Genomic DNA, 21895 nt, shown 5'->3' with positions numbered 1-21895 from the left:
CTTGCCATGAACCGCCGCGCCGACCGCCTGGCCCCGGTGGTGGAGATGGCCCTGAAGGCCGAGCGCGAGGCCGCGCGCCAACTGGGCGTGGCCCAGGGCCAGCTGCTCCAGGCGCAGCGCAAGCTGGCCGAGCTGGAGCGCTTCCGCGCCGACTATCAGCAGCAGTGGATCGACCGCGGCCGCCAGGGCGTCAGCGGCCAGTGGCTGCTGGACTACCAGCGCTTCCTGGCGCAGCTGGAAAGCGCCGTGGAACAGCAGAACCGCAGCCTGGCCTGGCACCAGGACGTGGTGGAGAAGGCGCGCGCCACCTGGGCCGAGAAGTACGCGCGCCTGGAAGGCCTGCGCAAGCTGGTGGAGCGCTACCGCGAAGAGGCGCGCCTGCTGGCCGACAAGCAGGAACAGAAGCAGCTCGACGAGTTCGCCCAGCGCCTGCGGCCGCCGCCCTACTGAAGCGCGGGCGCCATGCTAGGCTGCAGCCAGCTGAGCACCCGGAGCCCCGCATGCCTCTGAAATTCACCCTGCTACGCACCCATCCGCGGCTGATCGTCGCCATCCTCTGTGGCGTGCTGGCGGCCCTGGCCTGCGTCGGGCTGACGCCGCTGATGCGCATCCTGGTCGGCTGGAATGCCTGTGCCTGGCTGTACGTGGCGCTGATCGCCCTGCTGGCGCACGGCGCCACGGCGGAGCAGGTGCGCGGGCTGGCCGACATCGAGGACGAGAACGCCGAGGCCGTGCTGATGCTGGTCAGCGCCGCGGCCATCGCCAGCCTGGTGGCGATCGTCTTCGAACTGGCCGGCGCCCGCGACCTGCAGGGCGGCGAGAAGCTGCTGCGCTATGCCTTCACCGGCAGCACGGTACTGGGTTCCTGGTTCCTCATCGGTACCATCTTCGCCATGCACTATGCGCGCATGTACTACACGGCCGCGCAGCCGCCGCTGCAGTTCCCCGACCGCGAGCGGCAGCCGGACTACTGGGACTTCGCCTACTTCTCCTTCACCCTCAGCGTCGCCGTGCAGACCTCGGACGTGGCCATCGCCTCGCCAGGGCTGCGCCGGGTGGCCCTGGCGCAGTCGATCATCTGCTTCCTGTACAACACCGCGATCCTCGGCCTGAGCATCAACATCGCCGCCGGCATCGTCGGCTGACGGGCCTCAGTGGCGCCAGAAGGCCGGGGTGAACAGCACCAGCACGGTGAGGATCTCCAGGCGCCCGGCGAGCATGCCGGCGCACAGCAGCCACTTGGCGGCGTCCGGCAGGGACGAGAAGTTGCCCGAGGGGCCGATCACCGGGCCCATGCCCGGGCCGACGCCGGAGACGGTGCTGGCGGCGCCGGTCAGCGCGGTCATCCAGTCCAGGCCGAGGAAGGTCAGGGCCAGGCCCAGGCCGCCGACGGTGGCGCCGAAGAAGAACGAGAAGGTCAGGATCGAACGCACGATCTCCTCGTCCAGGCGGTGCCCGTTGTAGCTCTGGCGCAGCACCGCGCGCGGGTGGATGAGCTGGTACAGGCTGGCCTTGAGCAGGATGTAGGCGACCTGGAAGCGGAAGATCTTCAGGCCGCCGGCGGTGGAGCCGGAGCAGCCGCCGATGAAGCCCAGGTAGAAGAACACCATGATCGAGAAGTGGCCCCACAGGCTGTAGTCGCCCAGGGCGAAGCCGGTGGTGGTGACCACCGAGGTGACGTTCACCGCGACGATGCGCAAGGCGTCCTGCCAGGACAGGTCGGAATTGAAGGCGTACCAGGTGCCCATCACCAGCCAGGTGAACACCAGCAGGCCGATGAAGCCGTGCACCTGGCTGTCCCTGAGCAGCGCCTTGCGGTGGCCGCGCAGGGTGGCGACGTAGAGGGCGAAGGGCAGGCTGCCGAGGATCATCACCACCACCGCCACCCAGTGCACCGCCGGCTGGTGCCACTTGGCCAGGGACTGGTCGGAGGTGGAGAAGCCGCCGGTGGAGATCGCCGACATGGCATGGTTGAGCGCGTCGAACAGGCCCATGCCGGCCCACCACAGGCCCAGGGTGCCGAGGATGGTGATGCCGACGTACACCGCGACTATGTACTTGGCGACCATGTGCGAGCGCGGCATGACCTTGTCGCTGCGGTCCGAGGATTCGGTCTGGAACAGGCGCATGCCGCCGATGCGCAGCATCGGCAGGATCGCCACCGCCATGCCGATGAAGCCGATGCCGCCCAGCCAGTGCAGCATCGAGCGCCAGATGAGGATGCCCGGCGACATCCTGTCCAGCCCGGAAAGCACCGTCGAGCCGGTGGCGGTGATGCCCGACATGCTCTCGAAGAAGGCGTCGGTGACGCTCATGTGGCGGGCGATGATGAAGGGCAGGGCGGAGAAGAAGCAGACGATCACCCAGCTGGAGACCGTGAGCATGTACATGTCCCGCGGGCGCAGGTGGGCCTGCTCCGGCCGGCCCGGCAGGACCAGCCCCAGGCCCGCGCTGAAGGTGATCAGGCTCGACCAGATGTAGGGCGAGAGCTCCTGCGGGCGGTGGTAGTAGAGCAGGGTGGCCATGGGCACCAGCATGGCCACCGCCAGGGTGATGAGGAACAGGCCGATGATGTATCCGAGGGTGCGTAGTGTCGGCAGCGCCATGAAGCGGACTCGATGGACATGAACCCTCCATTGTACCTGCCCCCGGCGCGATGCGCAGCGCGCCGGAGGGCTCTTCACAACGGCGGCGGAATCGCTAGAATCCTGCGCAGCCCGCCGGCGCTCGCCGGTTTCTTCTGGTGCATTCGCACATCATGTCCATCGACAATCCGTGTTTGAACTGTGGCGCCTGCTGCGCGCATTTCCGTGTGTCCTTCTACTGGGGCGAGTGCCGTTCCGCCGGCGGCAGCGTGCCCGACGAACTGGTGGTGCAGGTCAGCCCGCACCACGCCGCCATGCGTGGCACCGAGGCCAGGCCGGTGCGCTGCGTGGGGTTGCTCGGCGAGGTCGGCTGCGGCGTGCGCTGCACGGTCTACGAGCACCGCTCCAGCACCTGCCGCGAGTTCGAGGCCTCCTGGCTCGACGGCCAGCACAACCCCAACTGCGACGCGGCCCGGGCGGCCTACGGCCTGCCGCCGCTGATGCCACCCCTGCAGCCGATCGTCACGCCGTCGCCGGAGCGGGTGGCTTGACGATGGGCGCATCGCTGGACTCCCTGTAGGAGCGAGCTTGCTCGCGAACGGCGCTTGCCGGCGACTCCCGTGTTTCAGATTGACTCCGCTCCCTCTCCCCAGCCCTCTCCCTGAAGGGAGAGGGGGTTTGTCCGTGCCGAGAGAAGGAATGGTTTCAGCCGGAGGCCTTCGGAATTGCCGGCTGACTCAGGACTGCCAAAACGCACCGAACGGTCCCCTCTCCCTTCAGGGAGAGGGTTAGGGAGAGGGCGCTCTCAGGACGAACACCAGCGTTCGCCGATGAGCCCCCTTCGCGAGCAAGCTCGCTCCTACACGGATACGCAGCACCCTGATCGCACCTCAGCAGACAGATGAGAAGCCTTTGCGATTACAATGGCCGTCCTTGTGTGTACAGGAGGTAGCCCATGGAGGCCTACGAAGCGCTGGTCAACCGTGTATCCCATGCCCGCCTGGGCGAGCCGGCACCCAGCGCCGGACAGCTCGAGCGGCTGTTCCGCGTCGCCCTGCGCGCGCCGGACCATGGGCAACTGCGCCCGTGGCGCTTCCTCACGGTGGAAGGCGAGGCACGCCAGCAACTGGGTGAGCTGTTCGCCCGCGCGCTGAGCGCCGAGCAACCCGGCGCCAGCCCCGAGGCGCTGGCCAAGGCGCGCGCCATGCCGCTGCGCGCGCCGACCCTGGTGGTGGCCATCGCGCGCCTGCAGGAGCACCCCAAGGTGCCGGAGATCGAGCAGATGCTGGCCGCCGGCTGTGCCGCCTACGGCATCGTCCAGGCGGCGTTCGTCGAGGGGCTGGGGGCCATGTGGCGCACCGGCGCCATGGCTTTCGACCCGCTGGTACGGCAGGGCCTGGGCCTGGCGGCCAACGAGCGGATCGTCGGTTTCATCTACCTGGGCACGCCCATGGGTGAGCTGCGCCAGCCGGCGCCGCTGGACCCGGCGGCCTTCGTCAGCGCCTGGCGGGGCTGAGCGGCAGGCTCAGGCGGACTTTCCAGCGCGCCCCGCCGGCACGCCAGAGCAGCCGGCCGCCCTGCCAGGCGGCCAGGCGCTGGGCGGCGCGCAGGGCCCGGGGCAGCCAGCGCCGGGCCTGTGCGTCGGTGCCGCCGAGGTCCAGGCGCAGCAGGCCGCGCTCCAGGCGCGGTTCCAGCACGATGGCGGCGTCCTGCTGCCATTCCACCGCGGTGTCCAGCACTTCATCCAGGGCTTCGTGCAGCGCCTGCGGCCAACTGTGCAACGGCCAGGTGCCGCCGCGCGGCAGGCTCAGGCGCAGTTCCGGCCAGCGGCGCCGCCAGCGCTGCGCCAGCAGGCCCAGCTCCACCGCCAGCACCAGGCTCTGCGGCTCGTCCCGCGGGCGCTCCCGCGGCAGGCTGGCGGCCGCCGGCGGCAGGGCCGGGCTGGGGGAGGGCAGGTATTCGGCGGCAAGGCTCATGATCGGGCTCCGGGGTCAGGCGGCGTGGCGCGCCAGCGGTATTTCCAGGGTGGCGACGAAACCGCCGTCGGGGTGATTGGCCAGGCGCAGGCGGCCGGCATGGCGCTCCACCGCGCGGCGGGCGATGGCCAGGCCCAGGCCGTGGCCGGGGCTGTCCTGGTTGGGGGCGCGGAAGAAGGGCTCGCCCAGTTGAGCCAGGTGCTCGGCGTCGGCCCCCGGGCCATGGTCGCGCACGCGCACGCGCAGCACCGCGCCGTCGCTGTCGGCATCCACCTCGAGCGGCTTGCCCGCCGGGTTGAAGCGCAGGGCGTTGCGCAGCAGGTTGTCCAGCGCCCGTTCGAGCATGTCGGGCCAGCCGTCCAGGGCCAGGCCGGTGGGCACCTTCAGCTGGATGTGCTGTTCCGGGGCGAGCAACTGGGCATCCTCGCGCAGGCGTTCGAGCAGCGGCAGCAGTTCGACGCGGCTGCTCGGCCCGGGCTCGGCGTCCAGGCGGGCGAGGGCGAGGATCTCGGCGATCAGCGCTTCCAGGCGGTCGCATTCCTGCTCCAGGCGCGGCCACATGCTGGCGCGCTGTTCGGGCGTGGCGCGCTCGGCCAGGGCCAGGGCGATGCGCAGGCGCGCCAGCGGCGAGCGCAGTTCGTGGGAGACGTCGCGCAGCAACTGGCGCTGGCTGCCGATCAGGCTTTGCAGGCGGGCGCCCATGCGGTTGAAGTCGCGGGCCAGCACGCCGAGTTCGTCGCCGCGGTGGGCCAGGCGCGCCAGGCTGTCCTGCTGGTAGGCGGTCTGCCCGAGGTCGTGCACGGCGCGGCGCAGGCGGTTGAGCGGGCGGGTGATGGAGAGGGTCACCAGCAGGCTGAAGATGGTCAGCACCACCAGGGCGATGCCCAGCGCGCTGAGCGGCCACAGCAGGCTGCCGCGGTGCCAGGCTTCCAGCGCGCCGTGGGGAATGCGGTAGATGAACAGGTAGGTGTGGTCGCTCTCCGTGCTGGTGTATTCCTGGCTGAGCTGGCGCCAGGGGAAGCGCGGCAGGTTGCGGCGGTCGAAGCCTTCCTGGTTGCGCCGCGGCGGGCGCGGCAGGTAGGTGCCGTCGACCAGGCGCTGGCCGCTTTCGTCGAGCACCTGCACCGACAGGTCGTAGTCGCGGCGGCGTTGCTCCAGCAGTTGCTGGGCGGCGGCGGGGCCCTGGTTCTCGTAGAGCTGGGTCCACTGCTTGGCGAGATCGTGCATGCCGGGGTAGCGGGCGATGATCCAGGTGTCCTGGTTCAGCGCGCGGCCGAGCAGGATGGACAGGCCGGCGACCAGCAGCAGGGCGAGCCAGAAGGCGGCGAGGATTCGCCAGAAGAGCGAGCGCATGGTCTTTCGGTTCAGTCGCATGTCCGTTTCGGGTCAGGGGCGCGGGCACGGCGAGGCGCCGGGGGTGAGCCCGGCGCCCGCGTGGCTGGCGCTATCAGTTGGTCTTGCCATCCTTCTGCGCTTTCCATTGCTGGAACTCGGTCCATTCGGCCTTGCGCTGCTCGCGCTCTTTCTTCAGCTCGTCGAACTTCTTCTGCTGTTCGGGCGTCAGCAGCGCGCGGATGTCCTGCTGGGTCTTGTCGTGACTGGCCTTCAGCTCGTCCTGCATGGCCTTGCGGTCGGCCGCCGGCAGCTTGCTCAGGTACTTCTCGGTGATGTCGTGGCGGTTCTTCATCGAGTCGCCCATCAGCTTGCCGACCTGCTGGCGCTGCTCGGGGCTCAGGTTCAGGGCCTTGAAGGGGCCGTGCCAGCCGCCGCGCGGGCCGTGGCCGTCCTTCATGTGGTCGCCCATCATGTGCGGCGGCGGCGGGGTGTCGGTCGCGGCGGGGGTGGCGGCCATGGCCAGGGTCGGCAGGGTGGCGGCGAGCATCAGGGCGGTGAGGGTCTTGCGCATGAATATTCTCCTTTCGTGGACCGGTTTCTGAACCGGATGTGCCCAGTCTAGGGATGGCAAGGTCAAGGGCGGTCAGGGCCGGGTAAAGCTTCGGTAAAGATTGCGTCTACCGCTCTGGGACGGGGTTCCCGGCCTGCCGCTCAGGGCGCGTAGAAGTAACCGCGCCCGCGCAGGGCGAGGATGCGCGGGCGCCCGTCCGGGTGCGCGCCGAGCTTCTTGCGCAGGTTGCTCACGTGCATGTCCAGGCTGCGGTCGTAGAGGGTCAGCTTGCGGCCCAGGGCGATCTGCGCCAGGGCCTGCTTGTCCAGCGGCTCGCCCGGCTGGCGCAGCAGCGCCTCGAGGATGCGGCTCTCGGACAGCGTCAGGCTGACGTCCTGGCCGCCGATGCTGGCCACGCCGCGGGCCAGGTTCAGGCTCAGGTCGCCGAGGTCGACCTGGGCGCTGGGCTGGGCCGGGTGGCTGCGCCGCAGCACGGCGCGCAGGCGCGCGGTCAGCTCGCGCGGATCGCACGGCTTGGCCAGGTAGTCGTCGGCGCCCAGCTCCAGGCCGAGGATGCGGTCCAGCGGCTCGCCGCGGGCGGAGAGCATCAGCACCGGCAGGTCGGGGTGCTCGCTGCGCAATTGCTTGAGCAGCTCCAGGCCGCTGCCGTCGGGCAGCATCACGTCCAGCACCACGGCGTCCGGCGTGCGGCTGGCCAGGGCGCTACGGGCCGCGCCGCCATCGTGGCTGGCACGCACGCTGAAGCCTTCCTGGGTCAGCCAGGTGCACAGCAGTTCGCACAGTTCACGGTCGTCGTCGATCAGCAGCAGCTCACTCATTGCTCGGGCTTCTTTCAGTTGATCCATTCACGCCGCCGGCGGCGACGGCCGCGGCTCAGGGCGCCGAGGACGAAGGCGACGAGGGCGACGGCGCCCCCGGTCGCGAACCAGGTCTGCTCGTCGCTGAGCAGGCGTGGCGGTTGTTGGGCCTGCAGCTCGCGCAGTTGCAGCTTCAGGCGCTGGTTTTCCTGGCGCAGGCGGCCCACCACGGCGCTTTCCGCCCCCTGCAGCTGGGCGGCGAGGTCGGCGCGCAGCTTCTCGCTCTCGTCCAGGCGCTGTTGCAGCTGGGCGAGGTCGTCGCTGGCCGGGGTGGCGCCGGGGGTGGCGGTGGGCTCCTCGCCGAGGGCGGCGAGCGGCAGGCTCAGGCAGAACAGCAGGGGCAGCAGATGACGTCGGGACATCGGAACTCCTTGTATGCTGATGAGCCGCCGGGCACCGCGGTCCGGGCGCTGTCCGGTCGCGGGGCCGGGCCTTGAGTGCCCGGCCATGCGGCGCCGTCCGTGCGCCGCCGCCTGCCGGTCTACGGCAGGACTTTCTTGAACGGCTTGACCACGACCTCGGCATAGACGCCGGCGGCGCGGTACGGGTCGGCATCGGCCCAGGCCTGGGCGGCGGCCAGCGACTCGAACTCGGCGACGATCAGGCTGCCGGTGAAGCCGGCAGCGCCCGGGTCGGGGCTGTCGATCGCCGGGTGCGGCCCGGCCAGGACCAGGCGGCCCTCGTCCTTCAACAGCTCGAGGCGGGCCAGGTGCGCCGGGCGCGCGGCCAGGCGGCGTTCTTGGGAGGCGGTGATGTCGCGGGCGATGATTGCGTAGAGCATGTCAGTCCTTGGGCTTTTCGCCGGTTGGGGCGTCGTGCATGTGGCGGGCCAGGAACACGCCCTGGCCGATCAGGAAGAGCAGGGTCATGCCCAGGCTGCCGAAGACCTTGAAGTCCACCCAGAAACGCTCGAAGGTGAAGGCGACGAACAGCTGGATGCAGCCGCAGAACACGAAGAACAGCACCCAGGCCAGGTTCAGGCGCTGCCAGATCGGCTCCGGCAGCTGCACGGCGTGGCCCATGATGCGCTGGATCAGCGGCCGGCGGTCGCCCACCAGGGTGCTGCCGAGGAAGCCCAGGGCGAACAGCCAGTTCACCACCGGCGCCTTCCACTTGAGGAAGGTCTCGCTGTGGAAGGCCAGGGTCATGCCGCCGAACACCAGGCAGGCGGCCAGGGTCAGCCACTGGCCCTTGTCCAGCTTGCGCTGCTTGAGCAGCAGCGCGCCGTAGACCACCACCGAGGAGGCGATCAGCACCGCGGTGGCGCTGTAGATGCCGCCCAGGCTGAAGGAGTGTCCGGCGAGTTCGACCGTGCGCGGGTCCAGCTTGTAGACGATGAAGAACAGGATGAGGGGGATGAAATCGATGAATTGCTTCATTACGGCAGCCAGAGCCCAGTTGTGGCGGCATAATACCAACCTGCGGAAGAACTGAAATAGTCACCCGTCTCGTGCCGTTGCGCCGGCTTGCCGTGAATCGCCGCCGCGCAGCGTCTATACAGAAGTAAAACCCGTCCCGGTATGCCCATGCGTGTCGACCTGCATTGCCATAGCACCGCCTCCGACGGCCAGCTGCCGCCCGCCGCCGTGGTGGCCCGCGCGCACCAGCGCGGCGTGCGCCTGCTCGCCCTGAGCGACCACGACACCCTGGAGGGCCTGCCCGAGGCGCGCGCCGCCGCCGAGGCGCTGGGGGTGACCCTGGTCAACGGCGTGGAACTGTCCTGCACCTGGGGCGGGGCGACCATCCACGTCCTGGGTTATGCCTTCGACAGCGACGCCGAGCCGCTGGTTCGCGCCCTCGACGCGCTGCACCGCGGGCGCTGGGCGCGCGCCGAGGAGATCGGCCGGCGCCTGGAGGCCAAGGGCATGCCCGGCGCCTTCGAGGGCGCGCGGGCCATCCAGCGCGAGCTGGGCGACAGCGGCAACGCCCCGGCGCGGCCGCACTTCGCCGAGTTCCTGGTGCGCGCCGGCCATGTCGCCGAGCGCGCCGAGGCCTTCCGCAAGTGGCTGGGCGCCGGCAAGCTGGGCGACGTCAAGCAGCACTGGCCGAGCCTGGCCGAGGCGGTCGGCACCCTGCGCGCGGCCGGCGCCTGGGTCAGCCTGGCACACCCCTACCAGTACGATTTCACCCGCACCAAGCGGCGCAAGCTGATCGCCGACTTCATCGACGCCGGCGGCCACGCCATCGAAGTGGTCAACGGCCTGCAGCCGGCCGAGCAGGTCGGCGTGCTGAGCATCCTGGCCCGTGAATTCGGCCTGCTGGTCAGCGCCGGCAGCGATTTCCACGGCCCCAGCGACTGGTCGGAGCTGGGTCTGTACCGGCCCGTGCCGGACGACCTTCCGCCCTTGTGGACGCGCTTCGCCGGCGCCGCACGGGCCCTTGAGGAGATTTCATGAGCCAGTTCTTCCAGGTCCACCCGGAAAACCCCCAGCCGCGGCTGATCAAGCAGGCGGTGGAGATCGTCCGCCAGGGCGGGGTGATCGCCTATCCCACCGACTCCTCCTACGCCCTGGGCTGCCGCCTGGGCGAGAAGGGCGCGGTGGAGCGCATCCGCCGGCTGCGCAGGCTCGACGACAAGCACAACTTCACCCTGGTGTGCCGCGACCTGTCAGAACTGGGCCTGTACGCCAAGGTCGACACCCGCCTGTTCCGCCTGCTCAAGGCCCACACGCCCGGGCCCTACACCTTCATCCTCGACGCCACCCGCGAGGTGCCGCGCATGCTGCTGCACCCCAAGCGCCGCACCATCGGCCTGCGCGTGCCGGCCTGCCCGATCGCCCAGGCGCTGCTGCAGGAGCTGGGCGAGCCACTGATGAGCGTGAGCCTGATCCTGCCCGGCGAGAGCGAGCCGCTGAGCGATCCCTATGAAATGCGCAGTGCGCTGGAACACCAGGTGGACCTGGTGCTGGACGGCGGCCACGGCGGCGTCGAGGCTTCCACCGTGATCAACCTCACCGGCGAGGAGCCGGAGGTGGTGCGCGTCGGTTGCGGCGACCCGGCCCCCTTCGAGGCCTACGCCTGAAACGCGCTTCCATACTGCCGCCCTTGACTGTCCGCCTGAGGTCCTGCGCTTGAGCAAGGTCGAATCCCAGCGCCGTGTGCTGTCCGGCATGCGCCCCACCGGGCGCCTGCACCTGGGCCACCTGCACGGCGTGCTGCAGAACTGGGTGCGCCTGCAGCACGAGTACGAATGCTTCTTCTCCATCGTCGACTGGCACGCCCTGACCACCGAGTACGATGACGTCGGGCAGATCCGCCAGCACGTCCGCGGCATGGCCGTGGACTGGCTGGCGGTGGGCGTCAGCCCCAGCGCCGCGACCCTGTTCATCCAGTCCCAGGTGCCCGAGCACGCCGAACTGCACCTGCTGCTGTCGATGATCTGCCCGCTGCCCTGGCTGGAGCGGGTGCCGACCTACAAGGAGCTGCAGGAAAAGCTCGGCCACAAGGACCTGTCGACGTACGGCTTCCTCGGCTACCCGCTGCTGCAGGCGGCGGACATCCTGGTCTACCGCGCCGGGCTGGTGCCGGTGGGCTCGGACCAGCTGGCCCACGTCGAGTTCGCCCGCGAGGTGGCGCGGCGCTTCAACCACTTGTACGGCGGCGAAGTGGACTTCGAGGACAAGGCCCAGGCCGCCGTCACGCGCCTGGGCAAGAAGACCTCCAGGCTCTACAGCAGCCTGCGCAAGGCCTGGCAGGAACAGGGCGACGAGGATGCCCTGGAAACCGCGCAGGCGCTGCTCAAGGAGCAGCAGAACCTGACCCTCGGCGACCGCGAGCGGCTGCTCGGCTACCTGGAAGGCAACAGCCGGGTGCTGCTGCCCGAGCCGCAGACGCTGGTCGGCAGCACCGTGCGCATGCCCGGGCTGGACGGGCAGAGGATGTCCAACGCCCACGACAACACCATCGGCCTGCGCGAGAGCCCGGCGGAGGTGGAGGAGAAGATCGCGCGCATGCCCACCGACCCGGCGCGGGTACGGCGCAACGACCCGGGCGACCCGCAGCGCTGCCCGGTGTGGCAGTGGCACCTGATCTACTCCGACGACGCCTGCCGCCAGTGGGTGCAGGAGGGCTGCCGCAGCGCCGGCATCGGCTGCCTGGACTGCAAGCGGCCGCTGATCGAGTCGATCAACCAGGAACTGGCGCCGATCCGCGAACGCGCCCAGGACTACGAGGACAACCCCGAACTGGTGCGCAGCATCCTCGCCGAGGGCGCCGAACACGCCCGCGAGGCGGCGCGGGAAACCCTGGTGGAAGTGCGCCAGGCCATGGGGCTGGTGTACCGCTAGGCGGTCCGGCATTGCGGACAAACCCTGCGTTGCAGGCGAGCATGGCTTTTCGTAGGAGCGAGCTTGCTCGCGAACAAACGCGATGCCATGCGGTTCGCGAGCAAGCTCGCTCCTACAGGGGAATGGCGTGGGTGGTTCCGGCTATCGCGGACAAGGTCCGCTCCTACGGGGGAGGAATACCGTGCCGCCCGGCAGACCGTAGGAGCGGACTCCGTCCGCGATTTCGCGCGCAGGGCGCGTTCCTACAGGGAATGGCGTGGGTGGGCGCCTTTCCGTCCAATTCCCTCACCATCGCCGGTGAAAAGCAGGGATAATGCCGCCTTGAGCCCGCCCCGCCCGACGAGAGGCCGATGAGCGACCTGAACGAGCCGCAAACCCCTCCCAGCCCCGCCGAATACCGCGAACCGGTGCAGCTGGCGCTCGTCTATGGCGAGGCGGTCACCGAGCTGCCCCAGGACCTGTACATCCCGCCGGACGCCCTGGAGGTCTTCCTCGAAGCCTTCGAGGGCCCGCTCGACCTGCTGCTGTACCTGATCCGCAAGCAGAACATCGACGTCCTCGACATTCCGGTGGCGGAAATCACCCGCCAGTACATGACCTACGTCGAGCTGATGAAGTCGGTGCGCCTGGAGCTGGCCGCCGAATACCTGGTGATGGCCGCCATGCTCGCCGAGATCAAGTCGCGCATGCTGCTGCCGCGCTCGGCCGAGGCCGAGGAGGACGAGGAAGACCCGCGCGCCGAGCTGATCCGCCGCCTGCAGGAATACGAACGCTTCAAGCAGGCCGCCGAGGACCTCGACAACCTGCCGCGCCAGGGTCGCGACTACGTGGTGCCGACGGTTGCGGCGCCGGAGGCCAAGGCGCGCAAGCTGCTGCCCCAGGTGGACATGCAGGAGCTGATGCTGTGCATGGCCGAGGTGCTGCGCCGCGCCGACCTGTTCGAAAGCCACCAGGTGACCCGCGAGATGCTCTCCACCCGCGAGCGCATGAGCGAGATCCTCGAACGCCTGAGGGACGCCGGTTTCGTGCCCTTCATCGAGCTGTTCCGCATCGAGGAGGGCCGCCTGGGCGTGGTGGTGACCTTCATGGCGGTGCTGGAGCTGGTCAAGGAGCAGCTGGTGGAGCTGGTGCAGAACCAGGCCTTCGCGCCCATCCACGTGCGTGCCCGGATCGAGGCGGAGGAGGGCGCGGCGCCGGTCGAGGTGCTGGAAGAGGGCGACGAGGGCGTCTTCGAGCCGGTCGAGGCGCCGGCGCCGGCGCCGACCTTCGAGGAGGGCGGTTTCGACGAGACGGCGGACGCCGAGGACTTCGACGAAGAGCCGCTCTGAGCCGCCGGCGTTGCCCTGGCGCCGCGCATTGAGTAGTTTTCCCGCCAGACCGGCGATTCCCGCAACCCCGAACCGAGCGACCCGATGAACCTCTCCGACCCCCACGAACTGGCGACCCTGCTCGAAGGCATCCTGCTGGCCTCAGGCCGGCCGCTTTCGCTGGAGCGCCTGGGCGAGCTGTTCGAGGAGGCCGAGCGCCCGGAGCCGCAGCAACTGCGCGATGCCCTGGCGATCCTGACGTTGTCCTGCGCCGGGCGCGCCTTCGAGCTCAAGGAAGTGGCCACCGGCTACCGCCTGCAGATCCGCGAGCCGCTCTCGCCCTGGGTCGGCCGGCTGTGGGAGGAGCGCCCGCAGCGCTACTCCCGTGCGCTGCTGGAAACCCTGGCGCTGATCGCCTACCGCCAGCCCATCACCCGCGGCGAGATCGAGGAAATCCGCGGCGTGGCGGTGAACACCCAGATCATCAAGACGCTGATGGAGCGCGAGTGGATCCGCATCGTCGGCTACCGCGAGGTGCCGGGGCGCCCGGCGATGCTCGCCACCACCCGCACCTTCCTCGACTACTTCAACCTCAAGAGCCTGGAAGAGTTGCCGCCGCTGGCCGAGCTGCGCGAGATGGAGGCCGAGCCGGAGGACGTGCAACTGGTGCCGGTCCACCTGCCCAGCCCCGTCCTCGACGAGGACTACGTGCCGGCGTCGATCCAGGCTCTGGCCGACCAGGCGCTGCGCGAGGCCGGCGAGGAGCCCGAAGCCGCGCCGCCGGAGGAGAAGCCCGAGGAAACCAGCTTCCGCAGCCTGCTGGCCGAGCTGGACGAGATGGAGCAGGGGCTGAAGACCGACTTCGACGACCTGCTCGAACCGCCGCCGGTCGCCGAGGCGGATGCCGTGGACGACCCGGCGGCCGGCGCGGAAGCCCCGCCGGCGGCGCCCGACGATACCGTCGAGCAGGCCCCGGAGCCCGCCGCAGAGCCTGCCGCGCCGGCACCGCAGGCCGAGGAATACGACGAGGAGCGCGCCCTGGCCGAGGCCATGCGCGAGGAACTCGAGGCCATGGCCAGGGAACGCGACCACTGATCCGCGCGTCCGAAAGTCGGGGGCACCACCCCTGAAAGCTTTCAACCGTTGACTTCCGCCGCGCGCGGGACGACCTTATGTGCCGCGCCGCACGGGCGCCGGCGGTAGCACCTGGGGGAACCGCCGGAATCGGCCCGTGCATGGCAGTCATCGAATCTTCCAACATTCAACAGTCGCCCGGCGCCCCGGCCCGAGCGGCTGAGTGCGCATAATGAGAAAAACCCAACTCTGCCTCGGCCTGTTGCTGGGGCTGAACAGCATTTCCCTGCTCGCTGCCGAGGGCCGGCGGTTCCGCTGCCGGGGCAGTCCAAGGACGCCTTCATCAGCCAACTGATGCAGCAGATGACGCAGGAAGAGAAGATCGGCCAGCTGCGCCTGGTCAGCGTCGGCCCCGACCATCCCAAGCCGGTGCTGCTGGAAGAGATCAAGGCCGGCACCACCGGCGCCATCTTCAACACCGTGGTCCGCCCGGGCATCCGCGACCTGCAGGACGCGGCCATGCGCAGCCGCCTGAAGATCCCGCTGTTCTTCGCCTACGACGTGGTCCATGGCCACCGCACCGTGTTCCCCATCGGCCTGGGCCTGGCTTCCAGCTGGGACCTGGACGCCATCGCCAGCAGCGCGCGCATCGCCGCCCTGGAGGCCAGCGCCGACGGCCTCAACCTGACCTACTCGCCCACCGTCGACATTGCCCGCGACCCGCGCTGGGGCCGCATGTCCGAAGGCTTCGGCGAGGACACCTACCTGGTCAGCCGCATCGCCGAGACCGTGGTCCGCGCCTACCAGGGCAAGGGCCTGGAGCAGCCCGGCACCATCATGGCCGGGGTCAAGCACTTCGCCCTGTATGGCGCGGGCGAGGGCGGCCGCGACTACAACACCGTGGACATGAGCCTGCCGCGCATGTTCCAGGACTACCTGCCGCCGTACCGCGCGGCCATCGACGCCGGCGCCGGCGCGGTGATGGTGTCGCTGAACAGCGTCAACGGCGTGCCGGCCACCGCCAACAAGTGGCTGCTGCAGGACGTGCTGCGCAAGCAGTGGGGCTACAAGGGCGTGCTGCTCAGCGACCACGGCGCGGTCATGGAGCTGATCAAGCACGGCGTCGCCGGCGAGCCGCGCGAGGCCGCGCGCCTGGCGATGACCGCGGGCGTCGAGATGAACATGAACGACGACCTCTACGGCAAGGAGCTGCCGGTGCTGCTCAAGGCCGGCGCCATCACCCAGGCCGACATCGACCGCGCCTGCCGCGACGTGCTGGCGGCCAAGTGGGACATGGGCCTGTTCAAGGACCCGTACCGCTACCTGCAGGGCGCCGACCCGGTCGACACCGACGCCGAAAGCCGCCTGCACCGCGCCGAGGCCCGCGAGGTGGCGCGCCGCGGCATGGTGCTGCTGAAGAACCAGGGCGACGTGCTGCCGCTCAAGCGCGGCGGCACCATCGCCCTGATCGGCCCGCTGGCCGACAGCAAGCGCGACGTGATGGGCAGCTGGTCCGCCGCCGGCAAGGCCTTCCAGGCGGTGACCCTGCTCGAGGGCATGGGCCACGCCACCCGCGGCAAGGCCGCGCTGCTCTATGCCAAGGGCGCCAACGTCAGCAACGACGAAGAGATCATCAAGTACCTCAACGAGTACAGCGAGGACGTGAAGATCGACCCGCGCAGCCCGCAGGAAATGATCGACGAGGCGGTGGCCAAGGCCAAGCAGGCCGACGTGATAGTGGCGGCGATCGGCGAGGCCCAGGGCATGGCCCACGAGGCGTCGAGCAAGACCAACCTGCACATCGCCCAGAGCCAGTACGACCTGCTCAAGGCGCTGAAGGCCACCGGCAAGCCGCTGGTGCTGGTGCTGATGAACGGCCGCCCGCTGGACCTGCGCTGGGAGGCCGCGAACGCCGACGCGGTGCTGGAGACCTGGTTCAGCGGCACCGAGGGCGGCAACGCCATCGCCGACGTGCTGTTCGGCGGCTACAACCCCTCGGGCAAGCTGCCGATGACCTTCCCGCGCTCGGTGGGGCAGATCCCGATCTACTACAACCACCTCAACACCGGCCGCCCGTTCGACCACGAGCACCCGAACAAGTACACCTCGCGCTACTTCGACTCGCAGAACGGCCCGCTGTACCCCTTCGGCTACGGCCTGAGCTACACCCGCTTCAGCGTCTCCGACGTGCAGCTGTCCAGCACCAGGCTGCACAAGGGCGACACCCTCAAGGCGCGGGTGACGGTGAAGAACACCGGCAAGCGCGCCGGCGAGACCGTGGTGCAGCTGTACCTGCGCGACGAGGTGGCCTCCATCAGCCGCCCGGTGAAGGAGCTCAAGGGCTTCCGCAAGGTCATGCTGCAGCCGGGCGAGTCGAGGGTGGTGGAATTCCCGATCCGCGAGGAAGACCTGCGCTTCTACGACAGCAACCTGCGCTACGCCTCGGAGCCGGGCGAGTTCAAGGTGATGATCGGCCTGGACTCGGATGACGTGAAGGAAAGCCAGTTCACCCTGTTCTGAGCCGGCATTCCGCCCACGGCATCGCCCCGATTGGCCCGGCCAATCGGGGCGATGCCTTTTCTGCGTTGGACCTTTCGTCGCCTGTGCCTTCAAGTAGGCCCGGCGCACCGCCATGGTGGAGGTGTGCCAGACGCATCGGGAGGCCACGTGAAAGATCCCTGCATCAAGGTCTGCGAATTCGACGACGGCATCTGCCGCGGCTGCGGGCGCAGCCGCGCCGAGATCAAGGCCTGGAAGAAGCTGGACAAGCCCGAACGCCAGGCCGTGCTGGCCGAGGCCGACATGCGCCTGCTGGTGCTGGAGGCGCGCGGCCGGCGTAAATTCCGTTAGGTCAATCGCGGACGGAGTCCGCTCCTACATCCGTGCTTCCTGGAGCCGTAGGCGTTATGCGCCCTACGAATGGGATGCAGTTGGGAAGCCTCCGACGGCTTTCGCGGATTCCGAGGTCTTCTGGGCGGCCTGGCGTCGTCGTTAAGTGGTGCCACTTCCAACGACGTCCAAGGTGATCTCCATGAAAGGCCCATGCCATTGCGTGCACTGCAGCCCCGACAACCCCCGGCGCCGATCGCTGCTCAAGGGCGGTGCCGGGCTCGCGGCCCTCGGCCTGGCCGGCGCCGCCGGCTGGCTGGGCGCGCCGGGCCGGGCCTACGCCGCCGCCCTGGGCAAGGCCGAGCGCGACGCCCTGAGCCCCGACCAGGTCATCGAGCGCCTGCGCCAGGGCAACCAGCGCTTCCGCAGCGGCGAGACGCTGCAGCATGACTACCTGGCGCAGAAGCGCGCCAGCCGCGACGGCCAGTACCCGGCGGCGGTGATCCTCAGCTGCATCGACTCCCGCGCGCCGGCGGAAATCCTCTTCGACCTCGGCATCGCCGACACCTTCAACGCCCGGGTGGCCGGCAACGTGGTCAACGACGACCTGCTCGGCAGCCTGGAGTTCTCCTGCGCGGTGGCCGGCGCCAAGCTGGTGCTGGTCATGGGCCATACCGGCTGCGGGGCGATCAAGGGGGCCATCGACGGGGCGCGGCTGGGGCACCTGAGCGGCCTGCTGAAAAAGCTCGAGCCGGCGGTGGCGGCCACCGAGTACGGCGGCGAGCGCAGCGCGAAGGATGCCGGGTTCGTCGATGCCGTGGCGCGCACCCACGTGCGCCTGGGGTTGGAACGCATCCGCCAGGACAGCCCGGTGCTGGCCAAACTGGAGCAGGAAGGGCGGATCAAGCTGGCCGGGGCGCTCTACCACCTGAGCGGCGGCGAGGTGGAGTTCTTCGCCTGAGCCCCGTGGCGGCAGGGTGCAAGGCCCTGCCGCCTACATCGCCGGCCTGTTTCAGGCCGGCGCGCGCCACAGCGCCAGGGCGTTGTCCAGCATGCGGTTGGAGAAGCCCCATTCGTTGTCGTACCAGGCCATCACCTTCAGCAGCCGGCCGCTGACCTTCGTGTGGTTGGCGTCGAAGATGGCCGAGCGCGGGTCGTGGTTGAAGTCCACCGACACCAGTGGCTGGCTGTTGTAGCCGAGGATGCGCGAGCCCTGGCTGGCTATCCTGAACAACTGGTTGACCTCCTCGACCGTGGTGTCGCGGGCGACCTGCACGGTCAGGTCCACCAGCGACACGTTGATCACCGGCACCCGCACCGCCAGGCCCGTGAGCTTGCCGGCCAGCTCCGGCAGCACCAGGCCTACCGCCTCGGCGGCGCCGGTGCGGGTGGGGATCATCGACTGGGTGGCCGAGCGGGCGCGGTAGACATCGCCGTGGTACACGTCGGACAGGCTCTGGTCGTTGGTGTAGGCGTGTATGGTGGTCATCAGGCCCTGCTCGATGCCCAGCTCGCGGTGCAGCACCTGGGCCACCGGGGCCAGGCAGTTGGTGGTGCAGGAGGCGTTGGAGATGACCTGGTGCGAGGCGCGCAGCAGCTCGTGGTTGACGCCATGGACGATGGTGGCGTCGACGCCGGCCCCGGGCGCCGAAATGATCACCTTGCGCGCCCCGGCGGCGAGGTGCGCGGCGGCTTTGTCGCGGCTGGTGAAATGCCCGCTGCACTCCAGGACGATATCGACGTCCAGGCCTTTCCAGGGCAATTGCGCCGGGTCGCGCAGGGCGGTGACGGCGATGCGGTCGCCGTTCACCGTGAGGCTGTCGTCGTCGTGCTCGACCTGCCCGGGGAAGCGCCCGTGGACGCTGTCGTACTGCAGCAGGTGGGCGTTGATGGCGGCGTCGCCGAGGTCGTTGATGGCCACCACTTCGAGCTGTTGGCGGTAGTCGGCAGTATAAAGGGCGCGGAGGACGTTGCGGCCGATGCGGCCGAACCCGTTGATCGCCAGGCGAATGGTCATGGAGGTCGTCTCTTTTGTGTTTTTGTGGTAAAAACCATTAAATTTTTTCGTCAAACAAAAGTAAATATCCTTTAACCGATGATTATGTTGTAAAAACAACAATCGTTAGTCTGCAGGAGAATGCTGCCATGCACCCGCGCGTGCTCGAAGTCACCCGTCGCATCCAGGAACGCAGCGCCGCCACCCGCCAGCGCTACCTCGCCATGATCAAGGCCGCCGCCACCAAGGGGCCGCATCGCGGCACGCTGCCCTGCGGCAACCTGGCCCACGGCGTGGCCGCTTGCGGCGAGCACGACAAGCAGGCCCTGCGCCTGATGAACCAGGCCAACGTCGGCATCGTCTCTGCCTATAACGATATGCTCTCGGCGCACCAGCCGCTGGAGCGCTTCCCGGCGCTGATCAAGGACGCCCTGCGCGAGATCGGCTCGGTGGGCCAGTTCGCCGGCGGCGTGCCGGCCATGTGCGACGGCGTGACCCAGGGCGAGCCGGGCATGGAACTGTCCCTGGCCAGCCGCGACGTGATCGCCATGGGCACCGCCATCGCCCTGTCCCACAACATGTTCGACGCTGCGCTGTGCCTGGGCGTGTGCGACAAGATCGTCCCCGGCCTGCTGATCGGCGCGCTGCGCTTCGGCCACCTGCCGGTGGTGTTCGTCCCCGCCGGGCCCATGCCCACCGGCATCTCCAACAAGGAGAAGGCCGCGGTGCGCCAGCTCTACGCCGAAGGCAAGGCCACCCGCGACGAACTGCTGGCCTCGGAGATGGCCTCCTACCACGCGCCGGGCACCTGCACCTTCTACGGCACCGCCAACACCAACCAACTGCTGGTGGAAGTGATGGGCCTGCACCTGCCGGGCGCTTCCTTCATCAACCCGAACACCCCGCTGCGCGACGAGCTGACCCGCGAGGCCGCGCGCCAGGCCAGCCGCCTGGCCCCGGAGAACGGCCAGTACGTGCCCATGGCCGAGGTCATCGACGAGCGCGCCATCGTCAACTCGGTGGTGGCCCTGCTGGCCACCGGCGGTTCCACCAACCACACCCTGCACCTGCTGGCCATCGCCCAGGCCGCCGGCATCCAGCTGACCTGGCAGGACATGGCCGAGCTGTCGGAAGTGGTGCCGCTGCTGGCGCGCATCTACCCCAATGGCCAGGCCGACATCAACCACTTCCAGGCCGCCGGCGGCATGTCCTTCCTGATCCGCCAGCTGCTCGACGGCGGGCTGCTCCACGAAGACGTGCAGACCGTGGTCGGCAAGGGCCTGCGCCGCTACCTGCAGGAGCCCTTCCTCGACGGCGGCAAGCTGGTCTGGCGCGAAGGCCCGGTCGACAGCCTGGACGAGGACATCCTGCGCCCGCTGTCGCGCCCGTTCTCCGCCGAGGGCGGCCTGCGCCTGATGGAGGGCAACCTCGGCCGCGGCGTGATGAAGGTCTCCGCGGTGGCCCCGAGCACCAGGTGGTCGAGGCGCCGGTACGTATCTTCCACGACCAGGCCAGCCTGGCCGCGGCCTTCAAGGCCGGCGAGCTGGAGCGCGACCTGGTCGCCGTGGTGCGCTTCCAGGGCCCGCGCTTCAACGGCATGCCCGAGCTGCACAAGCTCACGCCCTTCCTGGGCGTGCTGCAGGACCGTGGCTTCAAGGTGGCGCTGGTCACCGACGGGCGCATGTCCGGCGCCTCCGGCAAGGTGCCGGCGGCCATCCACCTGTCCCCGGAAGCCAGTGCCGGCGGCCCGCTGGCGCGCCTGCGCGACGGCGACCTGGTGCGGGTGGACGGCACCACCGGCGAGCTGCGCGTGCTGGTCGATGCCGCCGAGTGGCAGGCCCGCCCGCTGGCGCCGCTGCCCGAGGACGACGGTAGCGGCATGGGCCGCGAGCTGTTCGCCTTCATGCGCCAGTCGTTCAGTTCCGCGGAGCAGGGCGCCTGCGCCTTCACCGCCGAGCTGGAGCGCTTGCGGTAGGGGCTATGCTTGGCGGAGCATTCGCCTCCTGGAGTCCGCTCAAACCTTTCAGCTGCCCGAGCTTGCGATGAATTCCAACAATAAACCCCAAGCACCGGCCGGCATCGCGCTGGTCGGCGACATCGGCGGGACCAACGCCCGTTTCGCCCTCTGGCGCGAGCAGCGCCTGGAGGCCATCGAAGTGCTGGCCTGCGCCGACTACCCGCGCCCGGAAGACGCCGTGCGCGAATACCTGCAGCGCGTCGGCCAGCCGCTCGGCGCCATCCACAGCGTCTGCCTGGCCTGCGCCGGCCCGGTGGGCGAGGCGGACTTCCGCTTCACCAACAACCATTGGGTCATCAGGCGCGACGCCTTCCGCGCCGAGCTGGGCCTGAGCCACCTGCTGCTGGTCAACGACTTCAGCACCATGGCCTGGGCCGCCTCGCGCCTGGGTGACGAGGACCTGGTGCAGGTGCGCGCCGGCGAGGCCCTGCCGGGCCGCGCCAAGCTGATCATCGGCCCCGGCACCGGCCTGGGGGTCGGCAGCCTGGTGCCGACGCCCGGTGGCGGCTGGGACGTGCTGCCCTGCGAGGGTGGCCACGTCGACCTGCCGGTGACCGGCGAGCGCGACTTCGCCATCTGGCAGCAGCTGCGCGAGAAGTACGGCCACGTTTCGGCCGAGCGCGCGCTCTCCGGCAGCGGCCTGGAAAACATCTACCAGGCCAGCTGCAAGGTCGACGGCATCGAGCCGCTGGCGCTGTCCGCGGCGCAGATCGGCGAGCGCGCCCTGGCCGGCGACGCCTACTGCGACGCGGTGCTGGAGCATTTCTTCGTGTGGCTGGCGCGGGTCGCCGGCAACGCGGTGATGACGGTCGGCGCCCTGGGCGGCGTGTACATCACCGGCGGGATAGTCCCGCGCTTCCTCGAACGCTTTCAGCGCAGCGGCTTCGCCGACGCCTTCTGCACCCGCGGCAAGACCAGCGGCCCCTACCTGAGCCGCGTGCCGGTGTGGGTGATGACCGCCAGCCACCCGGGCCTGTTCGGCGCCGGCGTGGCCCTGGAGCAGGCGCTGCTGGCAAAAGCCTGAACGAGCAACGGCAACAACCAGAACAACAACAAGGGATG

21 protein-coding genes and 2 pseudogenes are annotated in these 21895 nt (G+C 69.6%); 14 read left to right on the top strand and 9 right to left on the bottom strand.

Going from position 1 to position 21895, the window contains the following annotated elements:
• The first annotated feature begins 6 nt into the window (after positions 1-6).
• Together fliJ and PKO50_RS22830 are read left to right on the top strand one after the other, a co-directional pair.
• Complete coding sequence (fliJ, locus tag PKO50_RS22835; RefSeq protein WP_109933098.1) at positions 7-450, top strand: flagellar export protein FliJ; 444 nt, start codon at positions 7-9, stop codon at positions 448-450.
• Positions 451-500: 50 nt separating this feature from the next.
• A complete protein-coding gene (locus tag PKO50_RS22830; protein ID WP_109933099.1) occupies positions 501-1145 on the top strand; it encodes a DUF1345 domain-containing protein in 645 nt (214 codons plus the stop codon).
• A gap of 6 nt (positions 1146-1151) precedes the next feature.
• Here PKO50_RS22830 and PKO50_RS22825 read toward each other — a convergent pair whose 3' ends face one another.
• Positions 1152-2606, bottom strand: coding sequence for a TrkH family potassium uptake protein (locus PKO50_RS22825; RefSeq protein ID WP_275627306.1), 1455 nt, complete (start codon positions 2604-2606; stop codon positions 1152-1154).
• Positions 2607-2758: 152 nt separating this feature from the next.
• Here PKO50_RS22825 and PKO50_RS22820 point away from each other — a divergent pair, with 152 nt between their 5' ends.
• The gene (locus PKO50_RS22820) at positions 2759-3136 is read left to right on the top strand and encodes a YkgJ family cysteine cluster protein (RefSeq protein WP_089391775.1); all 378 of its coding nucleotides are present in this window, start codon (positions 2759-2761) and stop codon (positions 3134-3136) included.
• A 404-nt stretch (positions 3137-3540) separates the two neighbouring features.
• Complete coding sequence (locus PKO50_RS22815; RefSeq protein ID WP_089391774.1) at positions 3541-4101, top strand: nitroreductase family protein; 561 nt, start codon at positions 3541-3543, stop codon at positions 4099-4101.
• Here PKO50_RS22815 and PKO50_RS22810 read toward each other — a convergent pair.
• The 7 genes from PKO50_RS22810 to PKO50_RS22780 all read right to left on the bottom strand — a co-directional run bounded on the left by PKO50_RS22810 (position 4082) and on the right by PKO50_RS22780 (position 8703).
• The gene (locus tag PKO50_RS22810; protein ID WP_089391773.1) at positions 4082-4561 is read right to left on the bottom strand and encodes a hypothetical protein; all 480 of its coding nucleotides are present in this window, start codon (positions 4559-4561) and stop codon (positions 4082-4084) included. The genes PKO50_RS22815 and PKO50_RS22810 overlap by 20 nt on opposite strands.
• Before the next feature lie 15 nt (positions 4562-4576).
• On the bottom strand, positions 4577-5914 hold the full coding sequence (locus PKO50_RS22805; protein WP_275630519.1) for a HAMP domain-containing sensor histidine kinase: 1338 nt from the start codon (positions 5912-5914) through the stop codon (positions 4577-4579).
• 94 nt (positions 5915-6008) lie between these two features.
• Complete coding sequence (locus PKO50_RS22800; RefSeq protein WP_089391771.1) at positions 6009-6467, bottom strand: Spy/CpxP family protein refolding chaperone; 459 nt, start codon at positions 6465-6467, stop codon at positions 6009-6011.
• Between the two features lie 140 nt (positions 6468-6607).
• On the bottom strand, positions 6608-7285 hold the full coding sequence (locus tag PKO50_RS22795) for a response regulator transcription factor (RefSeq protein ID WP_089391770.1): 678 nt from the start codon (positions 7283-7285) through the stop codon (positions 6608-6610).
• Between the two features lie 14 nt (positions 7286-7299).
• Positions 7300-7686, bottom strand: a complete 387-nt coding sequence (locus PKO50_RS22790) for a translation initiation factor 2 (IF-2, GTPase) (protein ID WP_089391769.1) — start codon at positions 7684-7686, stop codon at positions 7300-7302.
• A 119-nt stretch (positions 7687-7805) separates the two neighbouring features.
• Positions 7806-8105 carry a YciI family protein gene (locus tag PKO50_RS22785; protein WP_009620898.1) on the bottom strand — a complete coding sequence of 100 codons (300 nt, stop codon included), beginning with the start codon at positions 8103-8105 and terminating at the stop codon, positions 7806-7808.
• 1 nt (position 8106) lies between these two features.
• On the bottom strand, positions 8107-8703 hold the full coding sequence (locus PKO50_RS22780) for a septation protein A (RefSeq protein WP_089391768.1): 597 nt from the start codon (positions 8701-8703) through the stop codon (positions 8107-8109).
• 147 nt (positions 8704-8850) lie between these two features.
• On the opposite strand from PKO50_RS22780, the gene PKO50_RS22775 reads away from it, so the two are divergent.
• The 8 genes and pseudogenes from PKO50_RS22775 (at position 8851) to PKO50_RS22740 (ending at position 17781) form a co-directional block, all read left to right on the top strand.
• Positions 8851-9720 carry a PHP domain-containing protein gene (locus PKO50_RS22775; protein ID WP_089391899.1) on the top strand — a complete coding sequence of 290 codons (870 nt, stop codon included), beginning with the start codon at positions 8851-8853 and terminating at the stop codon, positions 9718-9720.
• Complete coding sequence (locus tag PKO50_RS22770) at positions 9717-10346, top strand: L-threonylcarbamoyladenylate synthase (protein ID WP_109933106.1); 630 nt, start codon at positions 9717-9719, stop codon at positions 10344-10346. Before PKO50_RS22775 ends, PKO50_RS22770 begins: the two co-directional genes overlap by 4 nt.
• A 49-nt stretch (positions 10347-10395) precedes the next feature.
• Positions 10396-11610 carry a tryptophan--tRNA ligase gene (locus PKO50_RS22765; RefSeq protein ID WP_275627305.1) on the top strand — a complete coding sequence of 405 codons (1215 nt, stop codon included), beginning with the start codon at positions 10396-10398 and terminating at the stop codon, positions 11608-11610.
• Between the two features lie 479 nt (positions 11611-12089).
• Complete coding sequence (locus PKO50_RS22760; RefSeq protein WP_275630518.1) at positions 12090-12938, top strand: ScpA family protein; 849 nt, start codon at positions 12090-12092, stop codon at positions 12936-12938.
• 84 nt (positions 12939-13022) lie between these two features.
• Positions 13023-14012: an SMC-Scp complex subunit ScpB gene (gene scpB / locus PKO50_RS22755; protein WP_275627304.1), complete on the top strand. Its 990-nt coding sequence runs from the start codon at positions 13023-13025 to the stop codon at positions 14010-14012.
• A 211-nt stretch (positions 14013-14223) separates the two neighbouring features.
• Positions 14224-16511 (top strand): annotated as a pseudogene (gene bglX / locus PKO50_RS22750) (beta-glucosidase BglX).
• Positions 16512-16658: 147 nt separating this feature from the next.
• Complete coding sequence (locus PKO50_RS22745) at positions 16659-16841, top strand: DUF1289 domain-containing protein (protein WP_275627303.1); 183 nt, start codon at positions 16659-16661, stop codon at positions 16839-16841.
• A gap of 181 nt (positions 16842-17022) precedes the next feature.
• Positions 17023-17781: a carbonic anhydrase family protein gene (locus PKO50_RS22740; protein ID WP_275627302.1), complete on the top strand. Its 759-nt coding sequence runs from the start codon at positions 17023-17025 to the stop codon at positions 17779-17781.
• Between the two features lie 51 nt (positions 17782-17832).
• Here PKO50_RS22740 and gap read toward each other — a convergent pair whose 3' ends face one another.
• Positions 17833-18837, bottom strand: a complete 1005-nt coding sequence (gap, locus tag PKO50_RS22735) for a type I glyceraldehyde-3-phosphate dehydrogenase (RefSeq protein WP_275627301.1) — start codon at positions 18835-18837, stop codon at positions 17833-17835.
• 128 nt (positions 18838-18965) lie between these two features.
• Here gap and edd point away from each other — a divergent pair.
• Both edd and PKO50_RS22725 read left to right on the top strand, forming a co-directional pair.
• Positions 18966-20791: pseudogene (edd, locus tag PKO50_RS22730) on the top strand (phosphogluconate dehydratase).
• Between the two features lie 67 nt (positions 20792-20858).
• A complete protein-coding gene (locus tag PKO50_RS22725) occupies positions 20859-21857 on the top strand; it encodes a glucokinase (RefSeq protein ID WP_275627300.1) in 999 nt (332 codons plus the stop codon).
• The last annotated feature ends 38 nt before the right edge of the window (positions 21858-21895 follow it).

The sequence above is a fragment of the Pseudomonas sp. 273 genome (genome assembly GCF_029201425.1).
GTDB classification, from domain to species: Bacteria; Pseudomonadota; Gammaproteobacteria; order Pseudomonadales; family Pseudomonadaceae; genus Pseudomonas; species Pseudomonas delhiensis.
The sequence above is the reverse complement of the archived record's forward strand: the minus strand, read 5'-3'. Positions and strand labels throughout refer to the sequence as shown.

Coding starts and splice junctions, on each gene's coding strand:
- fliJ (WP_109933098.1), top strand. CDS start 7: ATGAACCGCCGCGCCGACCGCCTGGCCCCGGTGGTGGAGATGGCCCTG.
- PKO50_RS22830 (WP_109933099.1), top strand. CDS start 501: ATGCCTCTGAAATTCACCCTGCTACGCACCCATCCGCGGCTGATCGTC.
- PKO50_RS22825 (WP_275627306.1), bottom strand. CDS start 2,606: ATGGCGCTGCCGACACTACGCACCCTCGGATACATCATCGGCCTGTTC.
- PKO50_RS22820 (WP_089391775.1), top strand. CDS start 2,759: ATGTCCATCGACAATCCGTGTTTGAACTGTGGCGCCTGCTGCGCGCAT.
- PKO50_RS22815 (WP_089391774.1), top strand. CDS start 3,541: ATGGAGGCCTACGAAGCGCTGGTCAACCGTGTATCCCATGCCCGCCTG.
- PKO50_RS22810 (WP_089391773.1), bottom strand. CDS start 4,561: ATGAGCCTTGCCGCCGAATACCTGCCCTCCCCCAGCCCGGCCCTGCCG.
- PKO50_RS22805 (WP_275630519.1), bottom strand. CDS start 5,914: ATGCGCTCGCTCTTCTGGCGAATCCTCGCCGCCTTCTGGCTCGCCCTG.
- PKO50_RS22800 (WP_089391771.1), bottom strand. CDS start 6,467: ATGCGCAAGACCCTCACCGCCCTGATGCTCGCCGCCACCCTGCCGACC.
- PKO50_RS22795 (WP_089391770.1), bottom strand. CDS start 7,285: ATGAGTGAGCTGCTGCTGATCGACGACGACCGTGAACTGTGCGAACTG.
- PKO50_RS22790 (WP_089391769.1), bottom strand. CDS start 7,686: ATGTCCCGACGTCATCTGCTGCCCCTGCTGTTCTGCCTGAGCCTGCCG.
- PKO50_RS22785 (WP_009620898.1), bottom strand. CDS start 8,105: ATGCTCTACGCAATCATCGCCCGCGACATCACCGCCTCCCAAGAACGC.
- PKO50_RS22780 (WP_089391768.1), bottom strand. CDS start 8,703: ATGAAGCAATTCATCGATTTCATCCCCCTCATCCTGTTCTTCATCGTC.
- PKO50_RS22775 (WP_089391899.1), top strand. CDS start 8,851: ATGCGTGTCGACCTGCATTGCCATAGCACCGCCTCCGACGGCCAGCTG.
- PKO50_RS22770 (WP_109933106.1), top strand. CDS start 9,717: ATGAGCCAGTTCTTCCAGGTCCACCCGGAAAACCCCCAGCCGCGGCTG.
- scpB (WP_275627304.1), top strand. CDS start 13,023: ATGAACCTCTCCGACCCCCACGAACTGGCGACCCTGCTCGAAGGCATC.
- PKO50_RS22740 (WP_275627302.1), top strand. CDS start 17,023: ATGAAAGGCCCATGCCATTGCGTGCACTGCAGCCCCGACAACCCCCGG.
- gap (WP_275627301.1), bottom strand. CDS start 18,837: ATGACCATTCGCCTGGCGATCAACGGGTTCGGCCGCATCGGCCGCAAC.
- PKO50_RS22725 (WP_275627300.1), top strand. CDS start 20,859: ATGAATTCCAACAATAAACCCCAAGCACCGGCCGGCATCGCGCTGGTC.